A 26,380-nucleotide genomic window follows, 5' to 3' on the forward strand; every position below is an offset into this window, starting at 1 on the left:
AACGTCCGACGAACCGGTTTAGCCCTGGTGGCGGCTCCACACCCGGGTGGCCGGATCGCATTCGATGAGGTAGCCGTCGTCGGAAGTCGACATCGCGAACACCGGGATGTCGGGCCGGTCGCAGGAGGATCCAGTCGCGTGCACTCCGGTCGTGATCGGAGCCTTGTCCCAGGTGTTGCCTTCGCACACCACCTGCTGGTTGGTGGTGGAGTCATAGCCGAGCTTGTCGGCGTCGGTGCAGATCCCGCCGAGCACCGGCGCCGACGACGCGGCGGCCGCAGCGCCCGCGGTGGCGGCCGCCGTCGCCGGGTCGGCCACGCTCACCGTCGGCGGCACATCGCCGACCCGGGTCGCGACCACGGGAATGCGAAGCACCGCGCCTTGCGCATCGCATTCATTGCTGCGCACGGTTTCGGTCTGCATGCCGCGCAGTGCGCCGTCGGGTTGCGCGGCCAACGACAGCACGACAACCTCGGTTTGAGTCGACACGGCTGTTGCGCCGGGTGGTCGGCACTGCACCCGCTCCTGCTTGGGCACGGCCTGCCAGTATCCGTCGACGAAATGCAGCACGTCTGGCTGCCCGGCCCCGCTGGTGCCGGGCAGCTGGTGGCCGCCGTCGTCGAGCTGGGTGCCAGTGGCCGCGCATCCCGCAGTCGTGCACGACGACCGAAACGCCCACCAGCTGGCCGGGATGCCGGTGTGCCGGACCGGAACACCGTTGGAGGTCCGCTTGTCGCGGTCGTAGTCCAACCGGTAGGTGCCGTCGAGCGTCGGCACCGCGGTCATCGGTGTGCTCGCGGCGGCCGACGAGTTCAGCGCGGCTTCTTGCCCGGGCTTGCCGTGCTGCAGATGACGCAGCCCCCACCAGGTTGCCGCGACCCCGACCCCGACGGCGAACATCAGCGTGGCAGCCAACCGAAATCGTCGCGCCGCCGCGAATACTCGACCACGGCCGCGGTGCCCGCTATTCGCCGCGCGACGGCCGTTGCTCGGGGCGCTAGCGACCCGGTCGGTGAGTGCGGCCGCCAACGCCCGGCACCGGTCGAACCTCGCCTCAGGCTTTTTGGCCAACGCTTTGACGAAGACGTCGTCGAGGTGGGCCAAGTCAGGACGATAGTCGCTGAGCGTGGGCGGGTCAGCGTGCAGATGCTGACCGATCACGGCGATCGGGTTGGAGTCCCGATACGGCGGGACACCGGTCAGCAAGTGAAAAGCCGTGGCGGCCAAAGCATATTGGTCGGCCCGACCGTCGATGTTCGAACCGATCAACTGCTCGGGCGCCGCGTAGGCGACGGTGCCCACGGCGACATTGGTGGCTGTGATGCCGCTGATGTCACCGAGGTGACGAGCTACGCCGAAGTCTGCCAAAAGGATTCGGCGGTCCTCGCCGTCGGGATGGGTGAGCAGGATGTTGGCGGGTTTCACATCCCGGTGCAGCAGCCCTCGATCGTGGGCGTAGTCGAGTGCGTCTGCTACCGCGCTGACGATCGCGCACACGTCGTCGGCCGGCATCCCGTTCGGGTAACGCTCCTTGACCAGCCGGGCGGCGTCGGTGCCCTCGACGTAGTCCATCGAAATCCACAGCTGCCCGTCGAACTCGCCACGATCATGGACTCCGACAATGTGCGGATGCCAAAGCGTCGCAGCCAGATCGGCTTCCCGGCTGAATCGCTCGCGGAATTCACCATCGGCCGTCATCGCTTCGGCGAGGACCTTGAGCACGTCGCGACGCGGCAGCCTCGGGTGCTTCGCCAGATAGACCTCGGCCATCCCCCCGGCGCCCAGCGGGCGCAAGATCGTGTAACCGGCGAACGCCGTCCCGCTGGTGACGGCGCGGCGCTGGCCGGTGCTCTTCGCCGGGCAGCCCGAATCTGCGCCGGACGCGGGCCTGGGCAGCGGAATGCGGTGAAACAGGTAGGCAGCGACCAAAGAGGGCACCGATTGAAAACCGGCCCGCAGTGCCTGCCGGGCGCGTGACGGGCCCGTGCGGACTCGCCGGGTGATCTCCCATCGACTGGTGGCGCCAAGCATCTCGTCCATCTGCCGTTGCTGCCCCCTCCTCGGCAGTACGTGTGGGTGTTGCTGCGAGCCGACCCTTGGCGAAACCCATCAGCCGCATGCGGCGGCCCTCGCATCATGCCTACAGATGCGCCCCGCGTGGGCCGATGCCACTTATGAAATAGCTATGAATTAGCGGGAATTCGGCACTTGGAAACATAGCGAACGCACAGGTTCATTGCGATGCAGCTGGCTCGTCCCGCCCCGATACTGGTGTGGTGAGTCGAGCAGCCCCGCCCGCATTGACGATTCGACCCGACGGGTCGCAACGCACTTTCACCGCAGGCCATGACGTGGTCGTGGGACGTGACGTGCGCGCGGATTTGCGCATCGCCGATCCCCGCATTTCGCGCGTGCATCTGATTTTGCGTTTCGATGACGGCCGTTGGGTGGCAATAGACAACGGCTCGGTGAACGGAACCTACCTCAACGGCTACCGGATTCCGGTGGTCGACATCCACGACGGGCAAAGCATCAACGTGGGAAACCCGGAGGGTCCACGGCTGACCTTCGAACTCGGCGGACACCGGCCCCGCAGGGGGTTGACGCCTTACCTTGACCCGCCGACCATCTCGTGGCACACACGTCCGGCACGCCCACCGGGCCCGCAGCCGCGCCGCCAGCCCACGCCGCTGCCGGCCGACGAGCGAACCGTGGTCGACATCCCGTCACCGCGGTCGTCGGCTACCGAGCTGACCGTGGTGGACGCCGCATCGGCCCACGTGTCGAACCTCGCGACCCGGTTCGTCAACTTCCTCTCGCATCGGTCGGTGCCGGCGAATTCCGTCGGCACCGCCACCATCGGTCGTGCCGACGACAACGACATCTTCATCCCCGACGTGTTGGCCTCGCGTCACCACGCCACGCTGGTCCCCACACCGCTGGGCACCGAGATCCGGGATCGCAGCATCAACGGAACGTTCGTCAACGGGACGCGGATCGGGTCGGCGATCCTCGCCGAGGGCGACGTGGTCACGATCGGCAATGTCGACCTGGTGTTCACCGACGGCACTTTGGTGCACCGCACCGAGATGGCCACCCGCAGCGGCGGCCTGGAGGTTCGCGGGGTCAGGTTCAGCGTCGACGGGGGCAAACAGTTGCTCGACGACATCTCGCTGATCGCCCGCCCCGGCACGCTGACCGCCATCATCGGCGGGTCCGGTGCAGGCAAGACCACGTTGGCCCGGCTGATCGCCGGCTATGCCCGCCCGAGCTCCGGCTCGGTGACCTTCGCGGGCCACGACATCCACGCCGAATACGCGTCGCTACGCAGCCGAATCGGGATGGTGCCGCAAGACGACGTCGTGCACCGCCAGCTGACCGTGAGCAAGGCCCTGGGCTACGCCGCCGAGCTGCGGCTGCCGCCCGACACCAGCAAGACCGACCGCGGCCGGGTCGTCGCGCAAGTGCTCGACGAACTCGACCTGACCCAACATGCCGACACCCGGGTGGACAAGCTGTCCGGCGGTCAGCGCAAACGCGCCTCGGTGGCGCTGGAATTGCTGACCGGGCCGTCGCTTTTGATCCTCGACGAGCCGACCTCGGGGCTGGATCCAGCGCTCGACCACCAGGTCATGACGATGCTGCGCCAGCTGGCCGACGCCGGTCGGGTGGTGATCGTGGTGACGCACATGCTGAGCTACCTCGACGTGTGCGACCAGGTCCTGCTGGTGGCGCCGGGCGGCAAGACAGCGTTTTGCGGCCCGCCCGACCAGATCGGCCCGGCGATGGGAACCACCAACTGGGCCAAGATCTTCGCCAAAGTAGGCGCCGACCCCGACGAAGCGAACCGGCGTTTCCTCGCCCAGCGCCAACCACCACCGCCCGCAGCGCCCGGCAAACCAGCCGAGCTGGGCGAGCCGGTGCACACCAGCGTGTGGCGCCAGTTCCGCACGATCGCGCGCCGCCAAGTTCGGCTGGTGGTCGCCGACCGCGCCTACTTCGTGTTCTTGGCGCTGTTGCCGTTCATCCTGGGTGCGCTGTCGCTGACCGTGCCGGGCTCGAATGGATTCCATATCGCCGACCCCGGCAGCGACGCACCCGACGAGGCCGCGCAGATCCTGGTTTTGCTCAACATCGCCGCGGTGTTCATGGGCACGGCGTTGACGATTCGCGACCTGATCGGTGAGCGCGCCATCTTCCAGCGCGAACAGGCGGTCGGCCTGTCGACGACGGCGTACCTGTTGGCCAAAACGGGTGTGTATTGCGTGTTCGCGATTGTGCAGTCGGTGATCGCCACCGCAATCGTGATCGCCGGCAAGGGGGCGCCCACCCGCGGCCATGTTGTGCTAGGCAATCCCACGGTTGAGCTGTTCGGCACCGTCGCCGCAACATGTGTGGCGTCAGCGATTCTGGGTTTGGTGCTGTCGGCGCTGGTGCGCTCCGGTGAGCAGATCATGCCGCTGCTGGTGGTGTCGATCATGGCCCAGCTGGTGCTCTCCGGAGGGCTGGTCCCGGTAACGGGACGACTGGTGCTCGATCAGCTGTCGTGGGCGATGCCCTCGCGGTGGGGATACGCCGCGGCGGCGTCGACGATCGACCTGCGGCAACTGGTCCCGGGCGCGCTGATCCCCAAGGACCGGTTCTGGCTGCATACCCCGAAAGTCTGGTTGTTCGACGTGGCCATGCTGGCCGGGTTGTCGGTCTGCTACGCCGGGTTTGTCCGGTGGAAAATCCGGCTGCACCGGTAGGGATAGGGTGACGTCATCCACCACCCCAAACACGAGACCTTTGACCTCGTCGCCCACACCAACACCGATCCGAAGGGCATCGTGCGGGCAGTCGACCAGTACACGCTGCGGCCGTGGGGGCTTTATCTGGCGCGGCCCACCCCCGGCCGGGCCCAGTTCCACTACCTCGAATCCTGGTTGCTGCCGTCGCTTGGCTTGCGCGCCAACATTTTTCACTTCAACCCCGGCCACGAACGCGACCACGCCTTCTATCTGGACGTCGGCGAGTACACGCCCGGTCCGACGGTGTGGCGCTCCGAAGACCATTACCTTGATCTGGAAGTCCGCACCGGACGTGGAGTGGACCTGGCGGATGTCGGCGAACTGCTGGACGCTGTCCGCTACGGGCTGCTGACCCCGAAGACCGCCGAGCGGGCGGTGCGGCGGGCCGTCGCCGCCGTCGAGGGGCTGGCCCGGCACGGGTATGACCTGCAACGCTGGTTGGCTAGCGAGGGTATGCAACTCACCTGGCGCGGTGCGTAGTACCCGACCGGGAGGGGTAATTGGTAGGCATGGCGTTGAACGAGTACCGGCGCAAGCGGCGGTCGGGCCGCAGCCCCGAACCGCGGGGACGGCAGCGTTCTCGACGGTCGGGGAAGCGTCGCCGCGAACCGCATTTCGTCGTCCAGCATCACGCGGCCCGCACCGACCACTACGACTTCCGGCTGGAAATCGATGGCGTACTCGTTTCCTGGGCGATCCCCAAGGGGCCGTCGACCAGTCCGAAGGACAAGCGGATGGCCCGCCGCACCGAAGACCATCCGCTGGAGTATGAGACGTTCGAAGGCGTCATTCCCGAGGGCGAGTACGGGGCGGGGGGCGTCATCGTCTGGGATCGCGGCACCTACACCAACGACAGCGACTACGACATGGCCGAGGGTATCGAGCGCGGGCACCTGTCGTTTTCCCTGCACGGCGAGAAGTTGCAGGGCGGCTACGCGCTGACCCGGATCCGCCGGGGCAAGGACGAGGCCTGGCTGTTGGTCAAGCGCAAAGACGAAGACGCCGACGCGCGGCGCAACCCGGTGCGCAGCCGGCCCGAGTCGGTGCTGTCCGGGCGCACTCTGGACGAGTTGTCGTGATCGAGTTGCCCGCCCGGGTCCGCGCGGCCCTGCGCGACGAGCCGGTGCCCGACTGGCGAGCCCCGATGCTGGCGACCTTGACCGAGCGGCGGTTTTCCGATCCGCGGTGGATCTATGAACGCAAATTCGACGGTGAGCGCTGCCTGGCGTTCCGCAACGGTGATCAGGTGCGCCTGTGCTCGCGTAACCGCCAGCCGCTCAACGGAACCTACCCCGAGTTGGTCGATGCGCTTGCCGCCCAACCAATCTCCCGGTTCGTCGTCGACGGCGAAGTTGTGGCGTTCGATGGCCGGCGCACCAGCTTCGAGCGCCTGCAAGGCAGGCTGGGTATCACCAACCCCAAACAAGCTCGGGCTACAGGCATCCCGGTGTTTTACTACATATTCGACCTGCTGCACCTCGACGGCCAGCGCACTACCGAATTGCCACTCCTATGGCGTAAACGCTTGCTGCGTAAAATGTTTCAATTCCATGATCCGCTGCGCTACACCCCGCACCGCGTCGAACACGGGGAAGCCGCGTACCGCGCGGCATGCGCCCGCGGCGACGAGGGCGTCATCGCCAAGCTGGCCGACGCCCCCTACGAGGGCCGTCGATCGACGAACTGGCTGAAGTTCAAATGCGTCCGCGACCAGGAGTTCGTCATCGGCGGCTACACCGCACCGAAGGGCAGCCGAATCGGGTTGGGGGCACTGCTGGTGGGCTACTACGACGGACGCGACCTGGTGTACGCCGGCAAGGTGGGTACCGGGTTCGACGAGGCCACATTACGCAGCCTGCACCAGCGGTTGTCCGGCATCGAACAGGACGCGTGCCCGTTTACCCGCGGGCTGGTCCGGGAGCCCGGAACACGATGGGTGCGGCCGGAATTGGTCGCCCAGGTCGGGTTCACCGAGTGGACCCGTGACGGTAAGCTGCGCCACCCCCGCTACACCGGGCTGCGCACCGACAAAGACCCCGCCGAGGTCGTTCGGGAGACGCACTGATGCCCCGCGTCGCAGTCGAGATCACGCACCCGGACCGGGTGCTGTTCCCCGCGGACAGGATCACCAAAGCCGACCTCGTCGACTACTACGCCGCGGTGGCCGAGACGATGTTGCCGCACCTCAAGGACCGGCCGCTGACCCTGCAGCGGTTTCCCCGCGGCATCGACCAACAGGGCTTCATCCAGCAGGATTTCGCCGACACGATGCCCGACTGGATGAGCTCGGCCGAAGTCGCCAAGGAAGGCGGTACCGTCGTGCACCCGCTGGCCCAGCGTCCCGAGGCGCTGGTCTGGCTGGCCAACCAAAACAGCATCACCGTGCACGCCTGGCTGTCCCGGCTGGGCCGGCTGGACACACCCGACCGACTCGTCTTCGACCTCGACCCGTCCGGCGACGACTTCCCGGTGGTCCGAGAAACCGCGCGGGCCGTCGCCGGCGTGTTGGACGACATCGGGCTGGCAGGCTACGTGCAGACGACCGGATCGCGCGGCCTGCACGTGGTGGTGCCGCTGCGCGGTGACGCCGACTTCGACACGGTCCGCAGATTCGCCCGCGACGTCGCCGACGTCGTGGTGGCCGACGATCCCGCGCACCGCACGGTGGAAGCCCGCAAGGACAAGCGCCGCGGCCGGGTGTACGTCGACGTGATGCGAAATGCCTACGCCCAGACCGCGGTTGCGCCGTATTCGGTACGGGCCCGCCGCGGCGCGCCGGTAGCCACCCCGCTGGAGTGGGACGAACTCGGCAGCCGCAATATGAGCCCGGACCGGTTCACCATCCGCGATATCCCGAAACGGCTGGCCCGGCAACGTGATCCATGGGCCAACATGAACCGCCGGGCTCGCTCCCTGACCGAACCGATGCGTCGCTTAAAGAAGATCCATGCCGGAACTTCCTGACGTGGAAGGGTTCCGCCGCGCATTGGCCGATACCCTGCCGGGCCGGCAAGTGCGAAACGTCGACGTGCGCGACGCCGGCGTGCTGCGTAACATCAGCCCCCAGGCGTTGGCGCACAACCTCGTTGGGCGTCGGTTCGATGCGCCGCGCCGGCACGGCAAGTGGCTGATCTTGCCGACCGACGGACCGGTGCTGCTGGTGCACAGCGGCATGACCGGTCACCCCTACTACGCGTGCCGCAGCGCCGAGCAAAAGGGCTACGAGCGGCTGGTCGTCGGACTAGATCGCGGCGAGTTGCGCTATGCCGACATGCGGAAGCTGCGCGGCGTGTGGCTCGCCGCATCTGACGACGACGTCGCCGCCGTGACGGGCCCGCTGGGCCCGGACGCACTGGAGGTCGACCTGCGCTCCTTCCGCGCTGCGCTGGGTGCTCGGCGTGGCCGGCTGAAGGCGACGCTGTCGGACCAGTCGGTGATCGCGGGGCTGGGTAACCTGCTCACCGACGAGATCTGCTGGCAGGCCGGGCTCCACCCATCGCGGCCGGTGTCCGGGCTGGACGACAACGAGGTCAAACGGTTGCACACCACGATGAGACGCGTCCTGCGCACCGCGGTTCACCACGGCCGGGTGCCTGGCCTGCCGCGCTGGCTCACCAGCGTGCGCGACGAGCCCGACCCGAGCTGTCCGCGCTGCGGCGCGCGGCTGTTCCGCGGCCGGGTCGGCGGCAGAACGTCACTGTGGTGCCCGCAGTGCCAGCCGGAGCGGCGCTAGCCGAGATCGCGTGGCCCGCGCTCAGCGCGGCCGGTAAGGTCAGCAGTCATGAACGCCAGCACGCGAATAGGTTTCGTCACCGCAGCCGTGACGACGCTCATAGGCGCCGGCCAGTTGGTTCCCGCCGCCGCGACGGCCGAACTGCACAACGTCACCTACATTGCGAGGATCGACGGGGTGGCCCCCGGCAGCCAGGCCACCTTCATGATCAACGACACCCAGACGAATACCGCCACCCTTAGCTCTTTGCCCGGCAACGCATTCCAGGCCAACGCGGTGCTCGCCGATCCGCAGAAAGCCGGCATGCAGGTGGCCGTCCATTGGCCGTATTCGGCTAACGTGCACTGCGAGATCGACGTCGACGACAACGTCGCCGCCCAGGTCGACCAATTCGTCCGACCAGTGCCGGGCAGCACCGATCCGATGAATGGGGTGCTGCCCTGCGGCGCGCCGCTACCAACCTCGTAACCGGTTACGGTCGCCAGCCGATGGACTCGGCCCAATTCCACGCTCGACGGTAGGCGTCGCGAAGCCAGGGCTCCTTGGCCTCGTTGTACTCGGCGATACTGCCGTCGGCGGGCAGTGATGCCGCGGCTTTCTGTTTGACGGTCAGATACTCAGCGAGCGCGTCGGGGTTAGCGGTCAGCCAGTCGACGAACAGCAGCGCGAACTGCTGGTTGGGCCAGCCGTCGACGCGCACATGAACGTAGGTGGGGCGACCCGGGTCGGCGGAGCCGTGAACTCGCTTGTGCCACAAAGCAGCATCGTAGCTGTGGTCGTGCTGGGCGACCGTGCTTCGAGGATCGGGTTTAGCGATATCGCTACGGATATCGTCGATGCGGGGATAGCCGGCGGACAGCAACGCGTCAGCCAGCTCGTCGGCCACCGCCAGTGACTCGACGGTGACCTGAATATCGATGGCGTCCTTGGCGTCCAGGCCCGGCACCGCGGTCGACCCGATGTGGTCGACCCGCAGGGCCTTGCCGCCGCAGGCGGCCAGCAGCCGGGCGACGATGCGCCGCGCCTGTTCCGGCCACGTCGGGTCCGCCGGTGTCAGCCGCACGGGTTGGCGCACGGCTTGCCGGGCGGTGAGATTGCGCGCAAACGGCGCTATCCGGTGGTTCCACACGTTGCTGGCTCGCTGCGCCAACACCGCCATGCTGCCGGAGTTGTCCAGCCAGATGTCGGCGACGGCGCGCCGCTGTTCGTCGCTGGCCTGCGCTGCGATACGGGCGCGAACGTCGTCTTCGGCCATGCCGCGTTGTTCAACCAGCCGGCGCACCCGCAACTCGGCGTCGGCGTGCACCACGACAACCAGCGGGAAAAGCGGCGCCATCCCGGATTCGACCAGCAGTGGAATGTCTTCCACCACCACCGCGTCGTCGGGGACAGCAGCGATGATTTCTTCGCGACGCTTGGCGACCAACGGATGCACGATCCCATTGAGGGTCTTGCGTGTGTCGTCGTTTTGAAACGCCTTGGCGGCCAACGCCTGCCGATTCAGCGACCCGTCGGGCAACAGAATGTCGTCACCAAACACGTTGACCAGAGCCGCAAGTCCCTCGGTTCCGGGTTCAACCACCTCGCGGGCGATCACGTCGGCGTCGATGACGATCCCACCGCATTGCTGGAACGTGGCGGTTACTGCCGACTTTCCGGCGCCGATGCCACCGGTCAGCCCGATCCGAAGCATCGCCAGTTAGGCGCTGCCGGCGAGTTTCTCCCGCAGGGCAGCGAGTTGGGCGTCGCTGGCCAGCGACCCGCCCGTCTGCTCCTCAGACGAAGGCGTGCCCCCGTTCGCTTGCGGCTGCTCGGCACCGCCGGCACCGGCGGCGGCCGCGGCCTCGGCGGCGGCGAACTTCTCCATCTGCGCGGTGTGCATCTTGTGCCGGCGCTCGGCCTCGGCGTAGCGGGCTTCCCATTCGGCGCGCTGCTTTTCGTAGCCCTCGAGCCATTCGTTGGTTTCGGGGTCGAAGCCCTCCGGGAAGATGTAGTTGCCGTGCTCGTCGTAGCTGTCGGCCATGCCGTACTTGGCGGGGTCGAACTCTTCGGTGTAGTCCTCGTTGGCCTGCTTGAGCGACAGCGAGATGCGGCGGCGTTCCAGGTCGATGTCGATGACCTTGACCATCACCTCGTCGCCCACGCCGACCACCTGATCGGCGACCTCGATGTGCCGCTCGGAGAGCTCGGAGATGTGCACCAGGCCTTCGATGCCCTCCTCGACGCGGACGAACGCGCCGAACGGCACCAGCTTGGTGACCTTGCCCGGCACGATCTGGCCGATCGCATGCGTGCGGGCGAAGTGCCGCCACGGGTCTTCTTGAGTCGCCTTGAGCGACAACGAAACCCGTTCGCGGTCCATGTCGACGTCGAGCACCTCGACGGTGACCTCGTCGCCGACCTGCACCACCTCGGATGGGTGGTCGATGTGCTTCCACGACAGTTCGGACACGTGCACCAGGCCATCGACACCGCCGAGGTCGACGAACGCGCCGAAGTTGACGATCGAGGACACCACGCCCTTGCGAATCGCGCCCTTTTGCAGCTGGTTGAGGAACTCGCTGCGCACCTCGGACTGGGTCTGCTCCAGCCAGGCGCGGCGGGAGAGCACCACGTTGTTGCGGTTCTTGTCCAGCTCGATGATCTTGGCCTCGAGCTCCTTGCCGATGTAGGGCTGCAGATCACGGACCCGCCGCATCTCGACCAGCGAGGCCGGCAGGAAGCCGCGCAGCCCGATGTCGAGGATCAGCCCTCCCTTGACGACTTCGATGACGGTGCCTTTGACCGCCTCGTCCTTTTCTTTGAGCGCTTCGATGGTGCCCCAGGCCCGTTCGTACTGCGCGCGTTTCTTCGACAGGATCAGGCGGCCGTCCTTGTCCTCCTTGGTGAGAACCAGGGCCTCGACCTTGTCGCCGACCTTGACCACTTCGTGCGGATCGACGTCGTGCTTGATCGACAGTTCGCGCGACGGGATGACCCCTTCGGTCTTGTAGCCGATGTCGAGCAGCACCTCATCCCGGTCAACCTTGACGATGGTCCCCTCCACGATGTCGCCATCGTTGAAGTACTTGATGGTCTTGTCGATGGCGGCGAGAAAGTCCTCGCTCGAGCCGATGTCGTTGACGGCTACTTGGGGCGAGGAAACGGCGGGACTCGGCATATTGTTGGGTTGCTCCGGACAGGTTTGGTCGTAGGGATAGATTGAGTTACCCGTCGAGGCTACTCGACTGTGTGCATGCTGGCCAAACTCACCTCAGCCGCGTCTCGTTGCCGGCGCGATCCGGGTCGTCCCGCGCAGGATCCATGGTGTCCGCCTCGCCAGCATCTCAACCGCGCGGTCCGACCGGCGCATCGCGCTGCGAGGCTCCGGGGTGGGCGTTGCTGCCAGCTCCGCCCGACCGACCCCGCCTGTGGACCGCGGCGATCGACCGCCACGAGTTCCCCAGCGGCCCGGTACGCCACGCAACTCGACGGTGCCGCGGTCCTCAAAGCCCGTGCCGGAGCCAACGACGAGGTCACGCACGGTGCGGGAAACCAGAATTTCGCTGGGCCTGGCGGGCCAACCGTGCCACCGAGGCGTTCCGACAGGTCGGCAGTGACCTCATCAAAGCGGTGCAGCACCGCCCGCCACTGCTCATCACCGGCCGCGACCGCGCGTTCCGTCGAGGCGACATGTCGGTGAACAGCACCGTGCGCAGAGCGCGATGCGTATGCGCCGACGTCGCCTGGCTGCCGGTGGGAAACTCTCCGATGGCGGTCAGGATACTCGCGGGCTCGGTGTACCAACGCCCACGCTCGTCCGGGCGCGTTGTGGCGAACATCATGCTGGCCGGGCGGGCATCGCTCACACTGAGAAGGGCGGCTCGTGTGAAACTGGCGGTGTCATGACGGGCCTCGATCTGGGCCGCTAGCCCCAAGTTGCCCCTTCCGCCACGGACCGAGCTTGCATCAGGTAGCGCTATAACCTGCCGCGGTGTCCTACGCCGCGCCGTGGCCTCCGCCTTTCAGCGGCGAATCCGCAAAGTGGGAACGCCACTCGGGGTAATCATCGCCCTCGGCGCCGTCGCCGGGCTGATCGTGATTCTGATGACCGCCGCCAACCCTGTCGGCACGGCCATCGGCTTTGTCCCTTCCAGCCTCGCGATGGTCGTCGTCGTGCTGAATTACCTGTGTGTTGGACCGCTGGAGCCGGAACCGCCGCGTCTGCTCGTGCTGGCTTTCCTCTGGGAGCATCGTTCGCTGTCGTCCCCCGCTGACTACGATGTGCGTCGCGCTGCAGCGGCGAAACCCCCTAGCCAAGGCGGTGTGGGTTCTGCTCGGCTATGCCGGGCGGTGATCATGCATGGGTGTGGAACGGCTCGTCACCTGTTCAGCGCGGAGGTGTGCCTGGCCGTCTACGTGTTGTCGATGATGCCGATCTCCGGGCTGGCGGTCGTGCTGGCGGTTTTCAGCCGGCGCCGCCAGCAGCACATGGTGGCCGCCAAGCTGCCCGGCATGGTGGCGGCGGGCCTGGTGACGCCCAACGAGACGACCTGGCTGGGCTCGATGCGGGGCCGCAAGCAGCCGATCGGCAGGCAGCGCAGTTCGGCGGGCCGGCCGCCCGCAAGGCGGTCAAGAACCTCGCCGCCCAGATGGGTGGAGCTACCTATCGGACGACGATCCGGGCATCGCCGAGAACCTCGGCCGCCCTTTTTTGGTCGCCGATCCGCGCGGCCAGCGTGACCCGAGCCAACTCCGGCGGCAGGGCCGACGAAAACTTCAGTCCCCGAAGCGCATTCGCGTCGACAGCTGGCTCCCGCCACTCGACGCCATCGAGCGCGGCCGAGAACTCGGCGTCCGTGATGCCCGGCAACAGCCGCAGCGACTTCTCGTCGATCCGCTGCCGGGGATCGACGACCGTCGGCAACGACACCTGCAGCGTCCGGTTGGCCGCAGTGCCCGCCCACGTCCACCACCGCCCCGCCGAGTCGGCGGGCAGTCGTACGATCAAAGCATCTGCAGACACGTTGTCGCCGTTTGCTTCTCGGATTTCCGCGAGCTTCAACGACGCTCGGCTGGTGAACACCACTCCCATCGGCTGCGCCCCCAGCAGCACCGACCGCATACCGCGGGCGATGTCGTACGACAGACCGCCCCCGGACCCCGACCACTTGGCCCGCCCGCCCCCGTCCTCGGGTTCGACGAAGCATCTCCTGCGGTCCCAGTCGACATGGGTGACCCGCCACGACCGGCCGCCAAGAAGCAGCACTCGCGGCCCGTCGACCTCGTCGGTGAGCAACTCCGTGCCGATGGTCCCAACTTCGACCCGTCCAGCGAGCACCAGGAACTCCGGCGGCGCGGTGAACACCGCGGTCAGGTCGGAGAAGTAGCGACGGCCGAACTTCCGCTCGGCCTCGGGGCCGATGTGCAGGAACGGCCCGTCGGGCTCGAAGAAGCCTTCGGCGACAAGGTAATCCACAATGTCCGAGCTGGCGTCGAACACGGGCAGATCTCCCCACCACGACGCCCACTCCCTTATACCGATGCGGTGCTCCTGCAGGCACAACGCCATCAACTGCTGCGCCGCGATGTGCCGCGGCGCAGGCGGCGGGGTGATCGGCTCGACCCAGCCGTGCGACCACCGCTGCAGCATCCCCGCGGCCAGCAGGAGACTGTCGTCGTCGATGCACAGAAACAGGCAGTTGCGCACGGTGTCTGCGCGACGGCCGGTGCGGCCCAGTCGTTGCAGGAACGACGCGACCGTCCGGGTGGAGCCGATCTGGATGACACGGTCGAGGTCGCCCACGTCGACGCCGAGTTCGAGGGTCGAGGTGGCGACGATGACGGTGTCGCGGGCCTCGGCGAACGCCGCTTCGGAGCGGCGCCGCTCGGACGCCGACAGCGACGAGTGGGAAACGAACGTCGAAACACCGAAATCCCGCAACGCAACACCGAGTTCCTCGGCCTGGCGTCTGCTGTCGACGAACACCAGTCGCTTCTCCCCGGCGTGCAGCGACGCGATCACCTTGGCGGCATTACCCAGCGACGCAACGTAATCCACCGTGATCTCGGGCTCGGCAATGGACCCGTCGGCGGGTGCCACCACCGACGACGCCCGTGAGACGAAGCTGCCCTGCAGCCAGGCCAGCAGTTCCGACGGGTTTCCGACGGTCGCCGACAACCCCACCCGCTGCAGCTCGCGGCCGGCCAGCCGCGACACCCGCTCCAGCACCGCGAGCAGGTGCCAGCCCCGGTCGTCGCCGGCGAACGCGTGGATCTCGTCGACCACCACCGCCCGCAAGCCCGAGAACAGCACGCGCGGGTCGACTTTGGTGGACACCAGCATGGATTCGATCGACTCCGGCGTGGTCAGCAAAACATCGGGACGCTCGGCGAGGATCCGCCGCCGTTGGCTCTGACCGACGTCACCGTGCCAGACGGCCGCCGACCGGCCGAGCCACCGGGCGTAGCCGTCGATGCGGGGTTGCAGGTTGTTCAGCAGTGCCCGAAGCGGACACACGTACAGCACCGATAACCCTTGCCAGTCCTCGGTGGCCATCCTCGACAGCAGCGGGAACACCGCGGCTTCGGTCTTTCCGCCGGCGGTGGGCGCGAGGACGAGGGTGTCGCGGCCGTCGAGGATCGGTGCGACGGCTTGCGCCTGGGTGGGACGAAGACCGGTCCACCGCAACGTGTTTGCCAGATGGTATTGCAGCCCGGGATGCAGTCGCTCGAACGCGTCCATCACAAGTTGAGTGCAACGTCGTCGGCGGTCAGCGCGGCGCGTTCGGCGGGCGACAGTTCGTTCTCGGCGATGCGCACCTCGTAATCCCGGTACGGGTCGAAGTCCGGGAACTGTTCGATCTTGTCGAGGACGTCGACGAGTTTGCGCAGGAACAGCCGCGGCGCGATGCCGACTCGCCCACCGAGCTCGCCTGCGACCGCGGCCGAGAACCGTTGCAGGAACGAGTCGTCGGCGACGGACGCAACTCGGTTGGGGTCGGGCACGCCGGCGATGTACAACGCGCGGACGCGGGTGCCCAGTTCGATCAGCCGGGGCTGGTCGAACCCGGTGAGCCGCAGTTGCGGCGCCCGCGGGTTGTCGAAGCGCGGGTCCTTGGCGAACTCGGTGTGAAGCCGGTCGGCCAGCGGCGGCAGCAACGGGATGCCTTGGCGGCCCACGAAGAAGGCGGGAGTTCCGGTTATCAACAAATAAAGGCCAGGGAAATGGCCGTCGTGAATTTCGTCGACGAGTTGGCGTAACGCGTTGAGCGCCTTGGCCCGGGCGTCGCTGCGGATACGTTGCAGCGTCTCCACCTCGTCGAGCACCAGCAGCAGCCCGGGGTGCCCGGCGTCGGCCAGGACCGCCAACAGGCCGCGCAGAAAGCCCAGCGCGAGAAAGTGGTCGAGATCGCCCTTGATGCCGGCCCGGCGTTTGACGGCCGCGGCGACATGGGGCTGCCCGCCGAGCCAGGCCACCAGCCCGTCGGCGCCGTCGTGATCGCCGTCGGCGACCATGCGCCGGTAGGCGCGGATCGCCAACGGGAACACCGGTGCTCGCGCCGCGACGTCGGCGAGCCGGCGTTCCAGCAGTGTGTCGGCGTCCACGCCCTGCTGGCGGGCGTCGTCGTCGATGGTGAACAGCCAGGCGTCGAGCACCGGGCGCAACGCGCTCGGCGGAATTGTCGCGGTCCGCAGGGATTCGATGCTGCGGCGGTACACCGTCTCCAGTTTGTGCAGCGGGGTGTCAATCTCGTTGATCTGGACCTCGGCGACGGCGAAGCCCTTCTTCATCGCCCGGTCCGCCAGCCACCGCGCGAAAAACGTCTTACCCGAGCCGTATTCGCCGCGCACCGCCTTGAACATCGCGCCCCCGGCAGCGACGGCGTCCAGCGACGCATCGAGTTCGGCTTCGAATCGCCCCAGCCCGACGGCCAACTGGTCGAGCCCGTTGGACGGCACGGTGCCGCGCCGCAAGGCGTCGAGGATCTCGCGGCGCCGCCGCGCCGACACGCTCACTCCGACACCCCGAACTGTTCCTTGAGCGCGTCGACGTCGAGGCGCACCACGCCGTTGGCGACCCGCAGCACCTCGTATCCTTCGACGTCCAGCACTCGTTTGGCCTGCATCAGCGCGCCATTGACGCGGGCGGTTGCGACGCCGAGCACCGCTGCCGCCTGCGCCAGCGTGATCTCATGCGCGCTGGTGGCGAGCAGCGCGGCCAGCAGATCCCGGATTTGGCTCTGCTGCACGACGTTTCGCTTGGCGAGCTTGAGTTGTTCGCTGAACACCTTGCTGCGTAACACTTTTTCGGGCACTGTGCTTGACGGCTCGGCGGTGTCAAACAGGCTGGGCTCTTGCGGCTTCTTCGTGATGACCGGGGTGCTAACCGGGGCGGAGGCGTGCCACCACGGAGGCTCAGCGCCCGCGACGGGTACCGCGAAGTCAGGCAGCGTGCCGGCCGCCAGCACCACCACCGGCACCAGCGCTTCGGCGGGTGATCCCCCGCCGTGGTAGCCGGCGTTGCGCACCTGGTAGCGCACGTCGGGGTCCACGGCCAGCACGACCTTGTGGTCGGTGGTCAGCACGCGGGGGCCCTCGACGAGGATCTCGCGGTCGGGGTCGACGTTGGCGTAATCCCCGTGGGCGCGTTGGCCGTAGGTGTTGGCGCGCTCGACTTTGGTGCTGGTGCCGTACTCGATGATGTGGCCGTGGTCGGAGGTGATGACCACCGCGCGTCCGGCGTTCTTCGCGGCGTGTAGCAGCGCGCGCAGATGCGTGATGGTGGTCAGTGTCCAGTCGGCGCTGCCCGGATCGGTGTGGTGCAGGGTGTCGTCGACGTAGTTGAGCACGGCGGCGACCAGCGGTTGGTGTTCGACGTCGGCGATCGCGTTGCTGACGTCGGTGGCCAGCGAGGCGCCGGCGGGAATGGCGTCGAGCGCCTTCTTGTGGAAGATCGGGTCCGGCGCGCCGCCGGTGGCTTCGAGCTGGGCCTCGCGGATGAGCGCGACGAAGCCGGCCCGCTCGACGGTGTCGGGGCCTTCGCGCAGTTCCCCGCACAGCAGCGAGCATCGGCTGCGCTGGGTCAGGGTGGGCAGCACCGCCAGCGCAGCGCCACGGTGTCCGTCGGCGGCGGCGGAGATCTCCACCCATCCGTCGCGTTGGGCGGCCGCGACGAGGTCGTTGGCGGCGGCCAGTGACAGCGCGTCGATGACGAGCAGTAGCGTCGGCGTCTTCTTGGCGAGCGGTATCACCCACTGCGACAACACATTCTCGATGGTCTGCACCGGAGGATTCGGCGCGTCGGCCAGCGCCTGCGCGAACCCGCGATCGTGGTGGGCGCGGCGGGCCGCGACGGTGTCGATGACCGCGCGCAACGCCTCGGCGAGGTGCGGGCCGTCGGCACCTCGCCACGCCGCCACCAACGCCGTGTCGACCCACGACAGCTCACGCACGTAAAGTGCGCTGGAATTGGCGAGTCCCGTTGCAGGGGTGGGTGTTTGGGCAAGCCAGCGAACGAGGCGGACAGCGCCGGCGAATGCCGGGCACGACGGGTCGGATCCAGACAGGAAATGGTTCTGCACGTCGGTCCATGCGCTTTCGACGCCGGGTAGCGTTTCCGGCCGGGTGAGCGCCGTCGTCACCGCGTCGGCGAGGACCGTGAGCCGGTGTTCGAGGCCGTGGCGCAACAACTCCGATGACGCAGCGGCCGCGCCGATTCCAAGGTCGTCGACCACGGCCGCCGCGGCCTGCAGCACGGAGTGGGGTGACGTCAGCGCGTTGGTCACCAGACCGCGGGCGTTGACGTACCAGGCGCCCAGGTCGGCGGGCGTCAGGGAGGTCAGCCCGTATCGGCCCAGGAACACGCCGAGGGCCTTGGCATCGTGACGAGCCTGCGAGAACAGCCCGGCCACGATGCCCAGCGGCACCAACTCGCTGATCCGGTCGGTGGCCAGCAGCGCTCTCAGCGGTCCGGCGATGGCCGCGGCGCGTCCCGCCAGCCAGCCGTGGAACACCGAGGTGAGTTCGCTCCCCCCGCGCGCAGCCAGCGCCGAGAGACCATCAGCGGCCTTACCCGACAGGCTCCACTCCAGCACCGCGAGCGTGTCGATCTCCACGTCGGCGCGGTTGACGATCTTCAGCACGTCGCGCGCGACGGCGGCCATGGCGTGGTCCAGGGTGAGCACCCCGCCTGGCGCCGGGGTGTAGGAGTCGGGCGACAGGATGTTCAGCAGGCCGTTGGCGATGGCGCGGTCGTTGTGAACCCGATACAGCGCGGGTTCGATGGTGGACGCGGCGAAGTTGCTGCGCAACGCGTCCCACGGGTCAGGGGTGATGAGCCTGCCGTCGAGCAGATGCGCCAGCACGGTGTCGCTGAGCTCGTCGTCGTCGACGTCGGTCAGCACCACCGTCCACGCGTCGGAGTCGCGGGTGTCGATCGCCTCCCAGATCGCCAGCACCGACGGGCAGGCCACGACGGTCACCGGTGTGCCTTCGAAATCGAAAGTGTCGCCGTTCCATTCGGGTTTGGCGCGCAGCCCGAGCACGCCGCGGGCGTACCGTTTGGCCTTGGCCTTGCCCAGGCGTGCCCGGATGATGGGTTCGGTCACGGCCAGTGTGCTCACTCGACCCACCAACGCACGTGAATTGTCTTGCCGTGCTTGGACAATGCCTGCGCCAGCTGCGATTGCAGGCTGGACAGTTCCTGCGGGCTGCTGACGGTGAGCTCACCGGACTCCTCACCGGCGGGAGGCTTCGGCTGGTCATCGACCACCCAGGCAACGAGCCTGTCCTCTCCGCTGGCCAGTTCGTCGCTTAACGAGCGGCCCGGCACGGCGATCGCGTTCTGCAGCGACCGTTGGATCGCCCGCGCGCTGTCGCCGGCCTCGCCCGCCCGGTCGGCCCCGGCGCGCAACGTCTGCAGCAGTGGCCATTTGAAGTTGCGCAGGGCACGGGCGTCACGGGCGGCGTCGTTGCGAATCTGCCCGGCGGTCTCGATGGCGACGGGAAGGGTGACGGCGGCCATCGCGTCGATAACAGCGACGTTTCCCGTTGTGGTGCTGAGATTTTCGACGAAGCCCCGCAGGGCCACCGCAACGGTCAGCCGATCGTCGGCGCCGGGTGTCGAGCCCAGCCGTGAATGCGCGGGCTGCAGTTGGTCGATGAGATGACCCAGTTCGGTGACGGCCTCGGAGGCCTTGGCGCGGACTTGAGCGGCGAATTCGGCGACGTTGGCGCCGGTGAGGTAGGTGCGCGGCATGGTGTAGCCGAACAGTTTCGACGCGTTGGCGCGGGCGTCGTCCCAGGCCTGCTGGGCGGGCAGTTCCTCGGCGCGCAGTTCGATGCTGGGCCGCAACCGGCCCAAGGGTGGCGGGGTGATCGCGCTGCCCGCCTCGAACCAGGCCCGCTTGCGCAGCAGCGCCCACGCGCAGATCACCAGGTCGCGTGCTTCCGGCCGCAGCCCCCAGGCGGGGCTGATTCCGTCGATATGGTCTTGCAGCACACACACGGTCAGCGGCTGCGCCTGCTGTGCGGCGCGGTCGAGTTCATGGGCCCAGTAGGCGAACGTGTCCTCGCCGAACAGGAAATGGTCTTCGGTGGCCTTGCCGACGCGCAACGGGTCTGCGATGCGGCGCACGATCTTGCGGTCGTTGCCCGGGTTGGTGGGTACCCGACCGTCGCGGTGGGCGCTGGCCTGCTCGACGTAGTCGCGCACCGTCTCGAAATGGCGGGCGGTGAGTTCTTCGTCGGCGGGCTCGAACGCGGGATGGTTGGGGTAGGTCGCGGTATACGCCTGATCGACGATCTTGGTAAACGCGTCCCCGAGGGTGGCGGCGGGCGGCAATTCGGGCTGGAAATCGCGGGACAGCGAGGTGAGCACGTCGTACTGCTGGGACTCGGCGGTGATGCGTTTGGGGTCGGCGGGCTCGATGCCGTAGGCCTGCTTGAGCAAGGTCTGGAAGCTGGTCATGGTGCCGCTGCGCAGGTTCTCCAGGATCCCGCGGGCCTGCGCCCGGTCGGTCGCCGACAGATGGTCGGAGTATTCGTTCCAGCGCTCGCCGCCGCCGGTGAACAGCCAGTCCAGTTTGACCAGCAGCGCCAGGTCCGCCATCGCCGCGTCGGTGAAGAACCTGGGCAGCCAGACCACGGTGTGCCGGTCGCCGGTGGTGAGCAACCGGTCGATGCGGTCGATGTCGTCTTTGCTGGTGTAGCCCTCCTCGTCGAAGGGGTAGTCGACGACGACGCGCCACGTGCCCGGCCGGTTGTCGAAGGACTGCTCGGGCAGCGAGCCGGGGTCGCGGACGTTGCCGAACACGATGTCGACCTCGCGGCGCGATCCGCGCCATACGATGGTGCGGGTGGCGGCGCCGCTCAGGTCGTCCTGCCGGCTCGACAAGCCGAGCGCCTCGTGCACCAGGCGGCGGACGAGCACCCGACGGCGACCCGAATTATCTTCGCCGCGAATGCGTTCCAGGATCGACTGGTAGTCGACGTCGGCGAGCTGCACCCGGATCACCGGGTTGGCGGCGTCGGAGACGCTGATCTCGGGGACGTCCTTCTGCGCCCACTCGCGCACAACGCCGAGAACGACGCGGGATTCGCCGCCGGCCAGCTTGGACCGGATGGATCCGTGGTTGAGCGCGGCCAGCCGCGGCGCGGTGATGTCGCGCAGCGCTGGGACTCTCGGCGCGATGGCCGACAGCAGCAGGGTTTTCGCGATGCGTTCGTGTGCGCGGAACCCGGCCGGTACCGAAGCGGGATCGTCCTCGAGTTGTTCCCTGCTGACCGAATGCTTCTCCAGCAGGGAGGGCAGCAGCCGGGTGTGGTAGAGCTCGGTAGCCGATTTGAACATCGCTGCGGCGTGCGCGTCGATGGGGTCGCCGCCCTCGACGATGTAGTCGAAGGCGTCACCGACGGGAATGAGGTCGTCGACGGTGAGGGTGTCGCGGCGGTCGACGAGCATGCGCTGCATCACCTTCAGCGCGGTGCGTTCGCGTTGCATCACCGACGACAGGTTGCGCAGCGTGGAGACGAGCACCGGGGAGAACGGGTAGGTGAGCCGGAATTCGGCCTCCGACGCGCCGCGGTGGTGCTCGTCGGTGTTGAGGCTGTCGCGCAGCACTTCCCACACCTCGGCGCGGCGGGTGAGGTTCGCGAACGCCTCGTCGAGTACGGCGCGGGCGGCGTCGTCCTTGGGTGCGAGCAGCCGCGCGTGGGCGACCTCGGCGAGGTTGTCGTCGCCCAGGCCGATCTCGCGGAAGCGGCCCTGCTGGTAGTGGAACGCGCGGTCGAGTGCCTCCTGCTCGGCGCCGGAGGCTCCCGCGTCGGCGAACCACTTGCGCAGGTCCATCTGGCGGGAGATGAAGGAGATCAACGGGATTGCACGGTTGCGGCCCGACGACTCGACGAGCTTGGTGATCTTCTGCGATTCGCGGGCGAAGAACTCGGTGTCGCGCACCGAGAACGCCAACCACAGCACCAGTTCGTCGAGGAACAGCACGACGGCGTCGTAGCCCAGCGATTTGGCGTGTTCGGAGATGACGACGAGGCCGCGGTCGAGGTCGACGTAGTCGGCGGTCTCGGCGAACGATTTGAAGTAGCTGCCGGCCAGCGCGGACACCAGGTCGCGCCGTTCGGGGTCTTCGGGTGAGGCGGCAAGGGCCGCCTGGTATCGCGGCAGGTCCCAGCCACCGCCGACGAGGCCGCCCCACTCATCGCCGACACCGGAACCGGACCCGAGACCGGCGAGGAATTTGTCGTCGTCGGCCATCTGCGCGCGCATGTTCTCCGCGTCGGCGAGCAGCTTGTCCGACAGATGCACCGCGGGCAGCGGCGCGTCGGGGTGCAGCCGGGTGATCTGCTCGACGTAGCCCCGAAACACCGCCTGCTCAAGGCTTTTCGCGCCGAGCAGATGATAGGTCAGGCGCAGGATCTTCTTGCCAGAGAGCTGCCCGTCGTAGTGTCCGGTGAGGTCTTGGAACTTCGACGTCCGCACGGCGGGGTGGTTGCCTAGCAGCGCGTAGAGCACGGCCATGAAGTGGCTCTTGCCGGAGCCGAACGACCCGGTGAGGTAGGCGGCGCGCGACGTGTTGCGGGCTAGCGCGTCGGATACCAGGTCGATGGCGGCGAAGAAGTTGTCTCGCAGCGAGTCGGTGATGACGTACTCGTCGAGGGCGGCGGCGATGCGCTGGTCGTCGCCGGTGCTGTCGGTCAGGCGCAGCACGTAGTCGTCGCTGCCCACCCGCTCGGGAATGTCGATGACATCGCGCAGCAGTGTGGTCATGACGTTGCGGCCCTTCGTGTTCTGCGCGTGGGCTCGGGACGCCACGCGGTCAGGTCGGTGACGGTGAGGTGGTGTTCGGCCAGCCGGGCGGTCAGCTCGTCGTCGATGGTGTCGGCCACCGACTCGCCGTACTCGGGGTCGATCTCGTTGTGCCACTGCCGAACCCACGGCAAAAGCTCATGCAGCCCGGCCAGCAGCGGTATCAGCCGCGGGGTGTCCCAGCCGTCCTCGATGCGCTGGCTGATCAGCGCGGCCAACGCCAGCGCCTGGTCCGCGTGGTCCCAGCCAGCCCAGCCGAGCAGTTCGGTGGTGTCCGATTCGCGGCCCGCGTTCGGGTAGCTGATGAACCGCTCCTTGGGCACGTCGAGCTTGCCGCGGTGCGACCAGTACGAGGGCTTGGCGAAATCGGCGCTGGTGTACTTCGGCGGCACCGGGATGGGGGCGTCGATTTTCTCGCCGGCGTCTTCGCGGCGCTGCAGTGCCCAGGTGTGCTCCCAGGCGGCGCGCTTGTCCAGCCCGGACGGCTTGTAGCGGTAGGCGGCCAGGAACGGAACCGCCTCGTCGGCAAGCAGTTTCGCCAACGCGGCTCCGGTGGGGACGTTCTGGTCGCCGGCCCACAGCCGCAGCACCCGGCGGAACTCCTCGTTGCGGTCGAGGATGTCGGCGAGCTGGGCCACCGACAACACCGTGGGCCGGCCCTCGCGGTCATACCACAGGGCGCGGTCCTCGACGCGGTCCAGCAGCCAATCCTTCAGTGCGGCCTGCACCTGCTTGTCCCACGGCTCCATCGCCCAGCGCCGCTTGTACTCCGGCCGCTCCAGCAGGCGGATGTGCGGATTGGAGTCGATGGCATCCAGGCGGCGCTGCAGCAGGTCGCGGTAGTCGGCGGGCAGGTGCTGGGGGATCTCGGTGACTGGCGTGGAGCCGTGCCGCTCGAACCATGCGGTCTCCTCGCCGTCTTTCATGCGCCGCGCCAGGGCGATCTCGAAAGCCCGTTCGCCAAGAGCGATTTCGGGGACATCGCCGCCATAGGTGAGGTCGTTGTCGATCAGCCCGTAGATGCGGTAGTACTCCCAGTCGAGTTCCTCTTGGTGGGCGATCATCAGCCCGCGAAGCCGGGCGAACTCCGACCGCGCCGCTTCCAGCACGGCGTGGGCGGGCGTCTGCCGCGCGGCGACCTCCACAGGGGTCTGCTGTTGTTGTGCTTGCGCGAGGTCATCCAGCAACTTGGCGCGCTCCAGCGGTGTGGTGGCGGGCAGCGGAAAGTCTTTGAGGGTGGTGCCGGTGAACTCGTATCGTGGCTCCCAGTCCTCGTCGCCGATCCCCCCGCCGATACCGCCGTTGCCCTTGTTATGGCTGTTTTGTTTGAGCCAGAAGCAAGCCACCGATGAGTTCAGCACACCCAGCAGTCGGAGGTGATCCTCGACTGTGGCGCTCGCGGGCAGCTTGATCACCGGGGCTGACTGCTTGAAGACCTTCCCGCCGTGGTCGAGCACGAAGTGGTTGTGCGTCGCGACGAACGCGAAGGTGATGGAGAGGGGCGAGGCACCAGCGTCGATCGGGAGTTGATGCCACTCATGCCAGGCGCGCCCATCGGAGAAGTACGTCCCACGAGAGAACGTCGCGCGATTACCAAGCTCGGTTCGTACGCGCCATAACCGCTTGCACTCGTCGGGAAACGATTCGAGGCTGAGCAGCTGATGGCCGTCGTCGTAGGGAAAGAAAGCACGGATGACTGCCGTGGCGGTGTAGTCGCGAACGTCATCACCTTGAATCAACAGTGGATATACCTGGTTATCGAAGCGTCCGCTCGCGAAGAGTGCAGATGGAATCGAGAAGGCATCGTCTGCGCCCATGACACCGAAGAAGCCAATGCGCATTATCAGAGAACCGAGCACATCGGAGCCGGCGTCTTCGATCGCCTTTGATAGCTCAACGGCGCCGCCACCCGAGAGACTCCACGGATGGGGGCCGAAGCCGCTTCGCGGCACATCGGCAACGGAAACGTACGCGTCCTCATGGCCTGGCTGATCGACGTGCTCGACAATCGTCGACCAGACAAGGCCCTTCGCGGCATCGGCTGGACGGCCCGGCTCGCCGCGGATTCCCAGGACCGCGCGAATGGTCTCGGTCGACGGGCGTTGGTTGCGGCCGACCAGGATTGCGGTCGGTGTTCCGTGTCCGGGGATATAGGCACCAGAAGTGTCTATGACGACTCGAAGATCAACCGTGGGCAGGAACTCCTCGATCAGCTTGGAACCGAACTCCCGCTTCATGAACGAGTTCGACGTGATCTGGCCGACCCACCCCGCTGGTCGTTCACGGCCCGACGAATATGCAAGCCGGAAGAACAGTTCCATGAACGGAACTGTGAGCGCGTACTTCCGATGCGGCGTCTGATACAGCTGCCGGTACGTCGTGTTGAGCGCTGCGTCTTTTACCGTGATGTACGGCGGGTTACCGACGACGACGTCGTGCTCGCGCTGCAGGATCTCCTTCAGCGCATCGGCGTTCTCGGTCGAATCGGCACGAATCACGGGGCCCGCCAACAGATCTTCCGGAAGTAACTGCTGATTGGCTCCCCACAACAGACTGTCCCCGGCGGCCAGGTGCGGCGTGTATCGGATCTTCTCTTCGATGCTGGTATCCCCCGCCGCGTGCAGCGCCGCCACCAGCAGCCGGAACCGCGCGATCGCCACCGCGAACGGGTTGATGTCCACGCCGTACACCCCATCGAGCGCCTTCTCGACCAGTTCGCGGGCGCCGAGGCCGGGCGCGTGGCGCTGCCAGCGCTCGTGCAGGCGCCGGAACGCGCCGAGCAGGAAATGCCCCGAACCGCAGGTCGGGTCGATCACGGTGAACCCCTCCAGCGGCCGGTCCGCCAGCGCCGGCTCCATCGTCTGATCGAGGATGAACTCCTCGACGAACTCCGGGGTCTGCAGCAGCGCGTAGGTCTTCTTCGCGTGCTCGGACAGGTCTTGGTACACGTCGCCGAGGAACCGGGTGTCCACCCCGGCGAACGGATACAGCGGCTCACCCGTCGCGCTCTGCTGCCACCAGAACTCCAGCAGCGTCCGCGCCGCATCACCCGACGGTGCGACCAGGTGCAGTGGCGAATACTCGTCCACCAATCCCTTTGTCGCAGTGAACTTCCCGAAGTATGCGATGATCTGCTGCAGCCATTCACGATCAGTGTGCTCGGGATGCTGCTGGAAATATGAACGTCGCGCATCCAGCGCGTGGCCGCGTTCGTCACCGGTGGCACCGCCGACCCAGCGGGGCGTCACCAGGGCGTTGTCCTCGCAGTAGCGCGCGAACACCGTCACCAGCACCCACGCCACCGCCGCCTGCGTCACCCGATCGTTGCGCCACTGCTGCCACGACGACGCCGTGCGCTGCGCCGCGAATGCCGCGTCGTAGTCCCGTTTCCACGCCTCGTACACGCCCGGCTGACGCAGGTCGTGATCGTCGCCGTCGACCCGCGCCCGCAAGTCGGCTTCCAGCTCCGACACCTGGCGCCGCAGCGCAGCCACCAGATCCGCTGCAGCCCAAGTCATTTCCGACGATCCCCTATCGCCAGTGAAGAACGCCGTG

At 67.5% G+C, this 26,380-nt stretch carries 16 protein-coding genes; 8 read left to right on the top strand and 8 right to left on the bottom strand.

Going from position 1 to position 26,380, the window contains the following annotated elements; translation table 11 throughout:
• Positions 1–18: 18 nt before the first annotated feature.
• The gene (locus MYXE_RS13040; protein WP_085198262.1) at positions 19–2,040 is read right to left on the bottom strand and encodes a serine/threonine-protein kinase; all 2,022 of its coding nucleotides are present in this window, start codon (positions 2,038–2,040) and stop codon (positions 19–21) included.
• Positions 2,041–2,273: 233 nt separating this feature from the next.
• On the opposite strand from MYXE_RS13040, the gene MYXE_RS13045 reads away from it, so the two are divergent.
• The 7 genes from MYXE_RS13045 to MYXE_RS13075 all read left to right on the top strand — a co-directional run bounded on the left by MYXE_RS13045 (position 2,274) and on the right by MYXE_RS13075 (position 8,991).
• On the top strand, positions 2,274–4,748 hold the full coding sequence (locus MYXE_RS13045) for an FHA domain-containing protein (protein ID WP_197904868.1): 2,475 nt from the start codon (positions 2,274–2,276) through the stop codon (positions 4,746–4,748).
• 81 nt (positions 4,749–4,829) lie between these two features.
• A complete protein-coding gene (locus MYXE_RS13050) occupies positions 4,830–5,270 on the top strand; it encodes a ribonuclease FAU-1 family protein (RefSeq protein ID WP_085198265.1) in 441 nt (146 codons plus the stop codon).
• A gap of 29 nt (positions 5,271–5,299) precedes the next feature.
• Positions 5,300–5,869 (top strand): DNA polymerase ligase N-terminal domain-containing protein, encoded by a 570-nt coding sequence (locus tag MYXE_RS13055; RefSeq protein ID WP_071700293.1) that lies wholly within the window; start codon positions 5,300–5,302, stop codon positions 5,867–5,869.
• The gene (gene ligD / locus MYXE_RS13060) at positions 5,866–6,855 is read left to right on the top strand and encodes a non-homologous end-joining DNA ligase (protein ID WP_071700294.1); all 990 of its coding nucleotides are present in this window, start codon (positions 5,866–5,868) and stop codon (positions 6,853–6,855) included. Before MYXE_RS13055 ends, ligD (MYXE_RS13060) begins: the two co-directional genes overlap by 4 nt.
• Positions 6,855–7,754, top strand: coding sequence for a non-homologous end-joining DNA ligase (gene ligD / locus MYXE_RS13065; RefSeq protein WP_003920388.1), 900 nt, complete (start codon positions 6,855–6,857; stop codon positions 7,752–7,754). The genes ligD (MYXE_RS13060) and ligD (MYXE_RS13065) overlap by 1 nt, the downstream gene beginning before the upstream one ends.
• The gene (locus MYXE_RS13070) at positions 7,738–8,523 is read left to right on the top strand and encodes an Fpg/Nei family DNA glycosylase (protein ID WP_003920387.1); all 786 of its coding nucleotides are present in this window, start codon (positions 7,738–7,740) and stop codon (positions 8,521–8,523) included. The genes ligD (MYXE_RS13065) and MYXE_RS13070 overlap by 17 nt, the downstream gene beginning before the upstream one ends.
• 48 nt (positions 8,524–8,571) lie before the next feature.
• Positions 8,572–8,991 carry a hypothetical protein gene (locus tag MYXE_RS13075; RefSeq protein WP_085198270.1) on the top strand — a complete coding sequence of 140 codons (420 nt, stop codon included), beginning with the start codon at positions 8,572–8,574 and terminating at the stop codon, positions 8,989–8,991.
• Between the two features lie 4 nt (positions 8,992–8,995).
• Here MYXE_RS13075 and coaE read toward each other — a convergent pair whose 3' ends face one another.
• Positions 8,996–10,216 (bottom strand): dephospho-CoA kinase, encoded by a 1,221-nt coding sequence (coaE, locus tag MYXE_RS13080; protein WP_003920385.1) that lies wholly within the window; start codon positions 10,214–10,216, stop codon positions 8,996–8,998.
• Between the two features lie 6 nt (positions 10,217–10,222).
• Entirely contained in the window at positions 10,223–11,683 is a 1,461-nt protein-coding gene (rpsA, locus tag MYXE_RS13085; RefSeq protein WP_003920384.1) for a 30S ribosomal protein S1, read from the bottom strand.
• Positions 11,684–12,546: 863 nt separating this feature from the next.
• Here rpsA and MYXE_RS25295 point away from each other — a divergent pair.
• Positions 12,547–13,245: a hypothetical protein gene (locus tag MYXE_RS25295; protein WP_415624424.1), complete on the top strand. Its 699-nt coding sequence runs from the start codon at positions 12,547–12,549 to the stop codon at positions 13,243–13,245.
• On the opposite strand, the gene MYXE_RS13095 is transcribed toward MYXE_RS25295, so the two are convergent.
• The 5 genes from MYXE_RS13095 to pglX are packed head-to-tail and all read right to left on the bottom strand — an operon-like array spanning position 13,169 to position 26,343.
• Entirely contained in the window at positions 13,169–15,247 is a 2,079-nt protein-coding gene (locus MYXE_RS13095) for a DEAD/DEAH box helicase (protein ID WP_085198278.1), read from the bottom strand. The genes MYXE_RS25295 and MYXE_RS13095 overlap by 77 nt on opposite strands.
• Positions 15,247–16,521: a BREX system ATP-binding protein BrxD gene (gene brxD, locus MYXE_RS13100; RefSeq protein WP_085198281.1), complete on the bottom strand. Its 1,275-nt coding sequence runs from the start codon at positions 16,519–16,521 to the stop codon at positions 15,247–15,249. The genes MYXE_RS13095 and brxD overlap by 1 nt, the downstream gene beginning before the upstream one ends.
• Positions 16,518–19,127 (bottom strand): BREX-2 system phosphatase PglZ, encoded by a 2,610-nt coding sequence (gene pglZ, locus MYXE_RS13105; RefSeq protein WP_085198284.1) that lies wholly within the window; start codon positions 19,125–19,127, stop codon positions 16,518–16,520. Before pglZ ends, brxD begins: the two co-directional genes overlap by 4 nt.
• Positions 19,124–22,786 (bottom strand): DUF6079 family protein, encoded by a 3,663-nt coding sequence (locus MYXE_RS13110; RefSeq protein WP_085198627.1) that lies wholly within the window; start codon positions 22,784–22,786, stop codon positions 19,124–19,126. Before MYXE_RS13110 ends, pglZ begins: the two co-directional genes overlap by 4 nt.
• Positions 22,783–26,343, bottom strand: coding sequence for a BREX-2 system adenine-specific DNA-methyltransferase PglX (gene pglX / locus MYXE_RS13115; protein ID WP_071700405.1), 3,561 nt, complete (start codon positions 26,341–26,343; stop codon positions 22,783–22,785). Before pglX ends, MYXE_RS13110 begins: the two co-directional genes overlap by 4 nt.
• Positions 26,344–26,380: the final 37 nt, after the last annotated feature.

The organism is Mycobacterium xenopi, assembly GCF_009936235.1.
Taxonomy (GTDB): Bacteria; Actinomycetota; Actinomycetes; order Mycobacteriales; family Mycobacteriaceae; genus Mycobacterium; species Mycobacterium xenopi.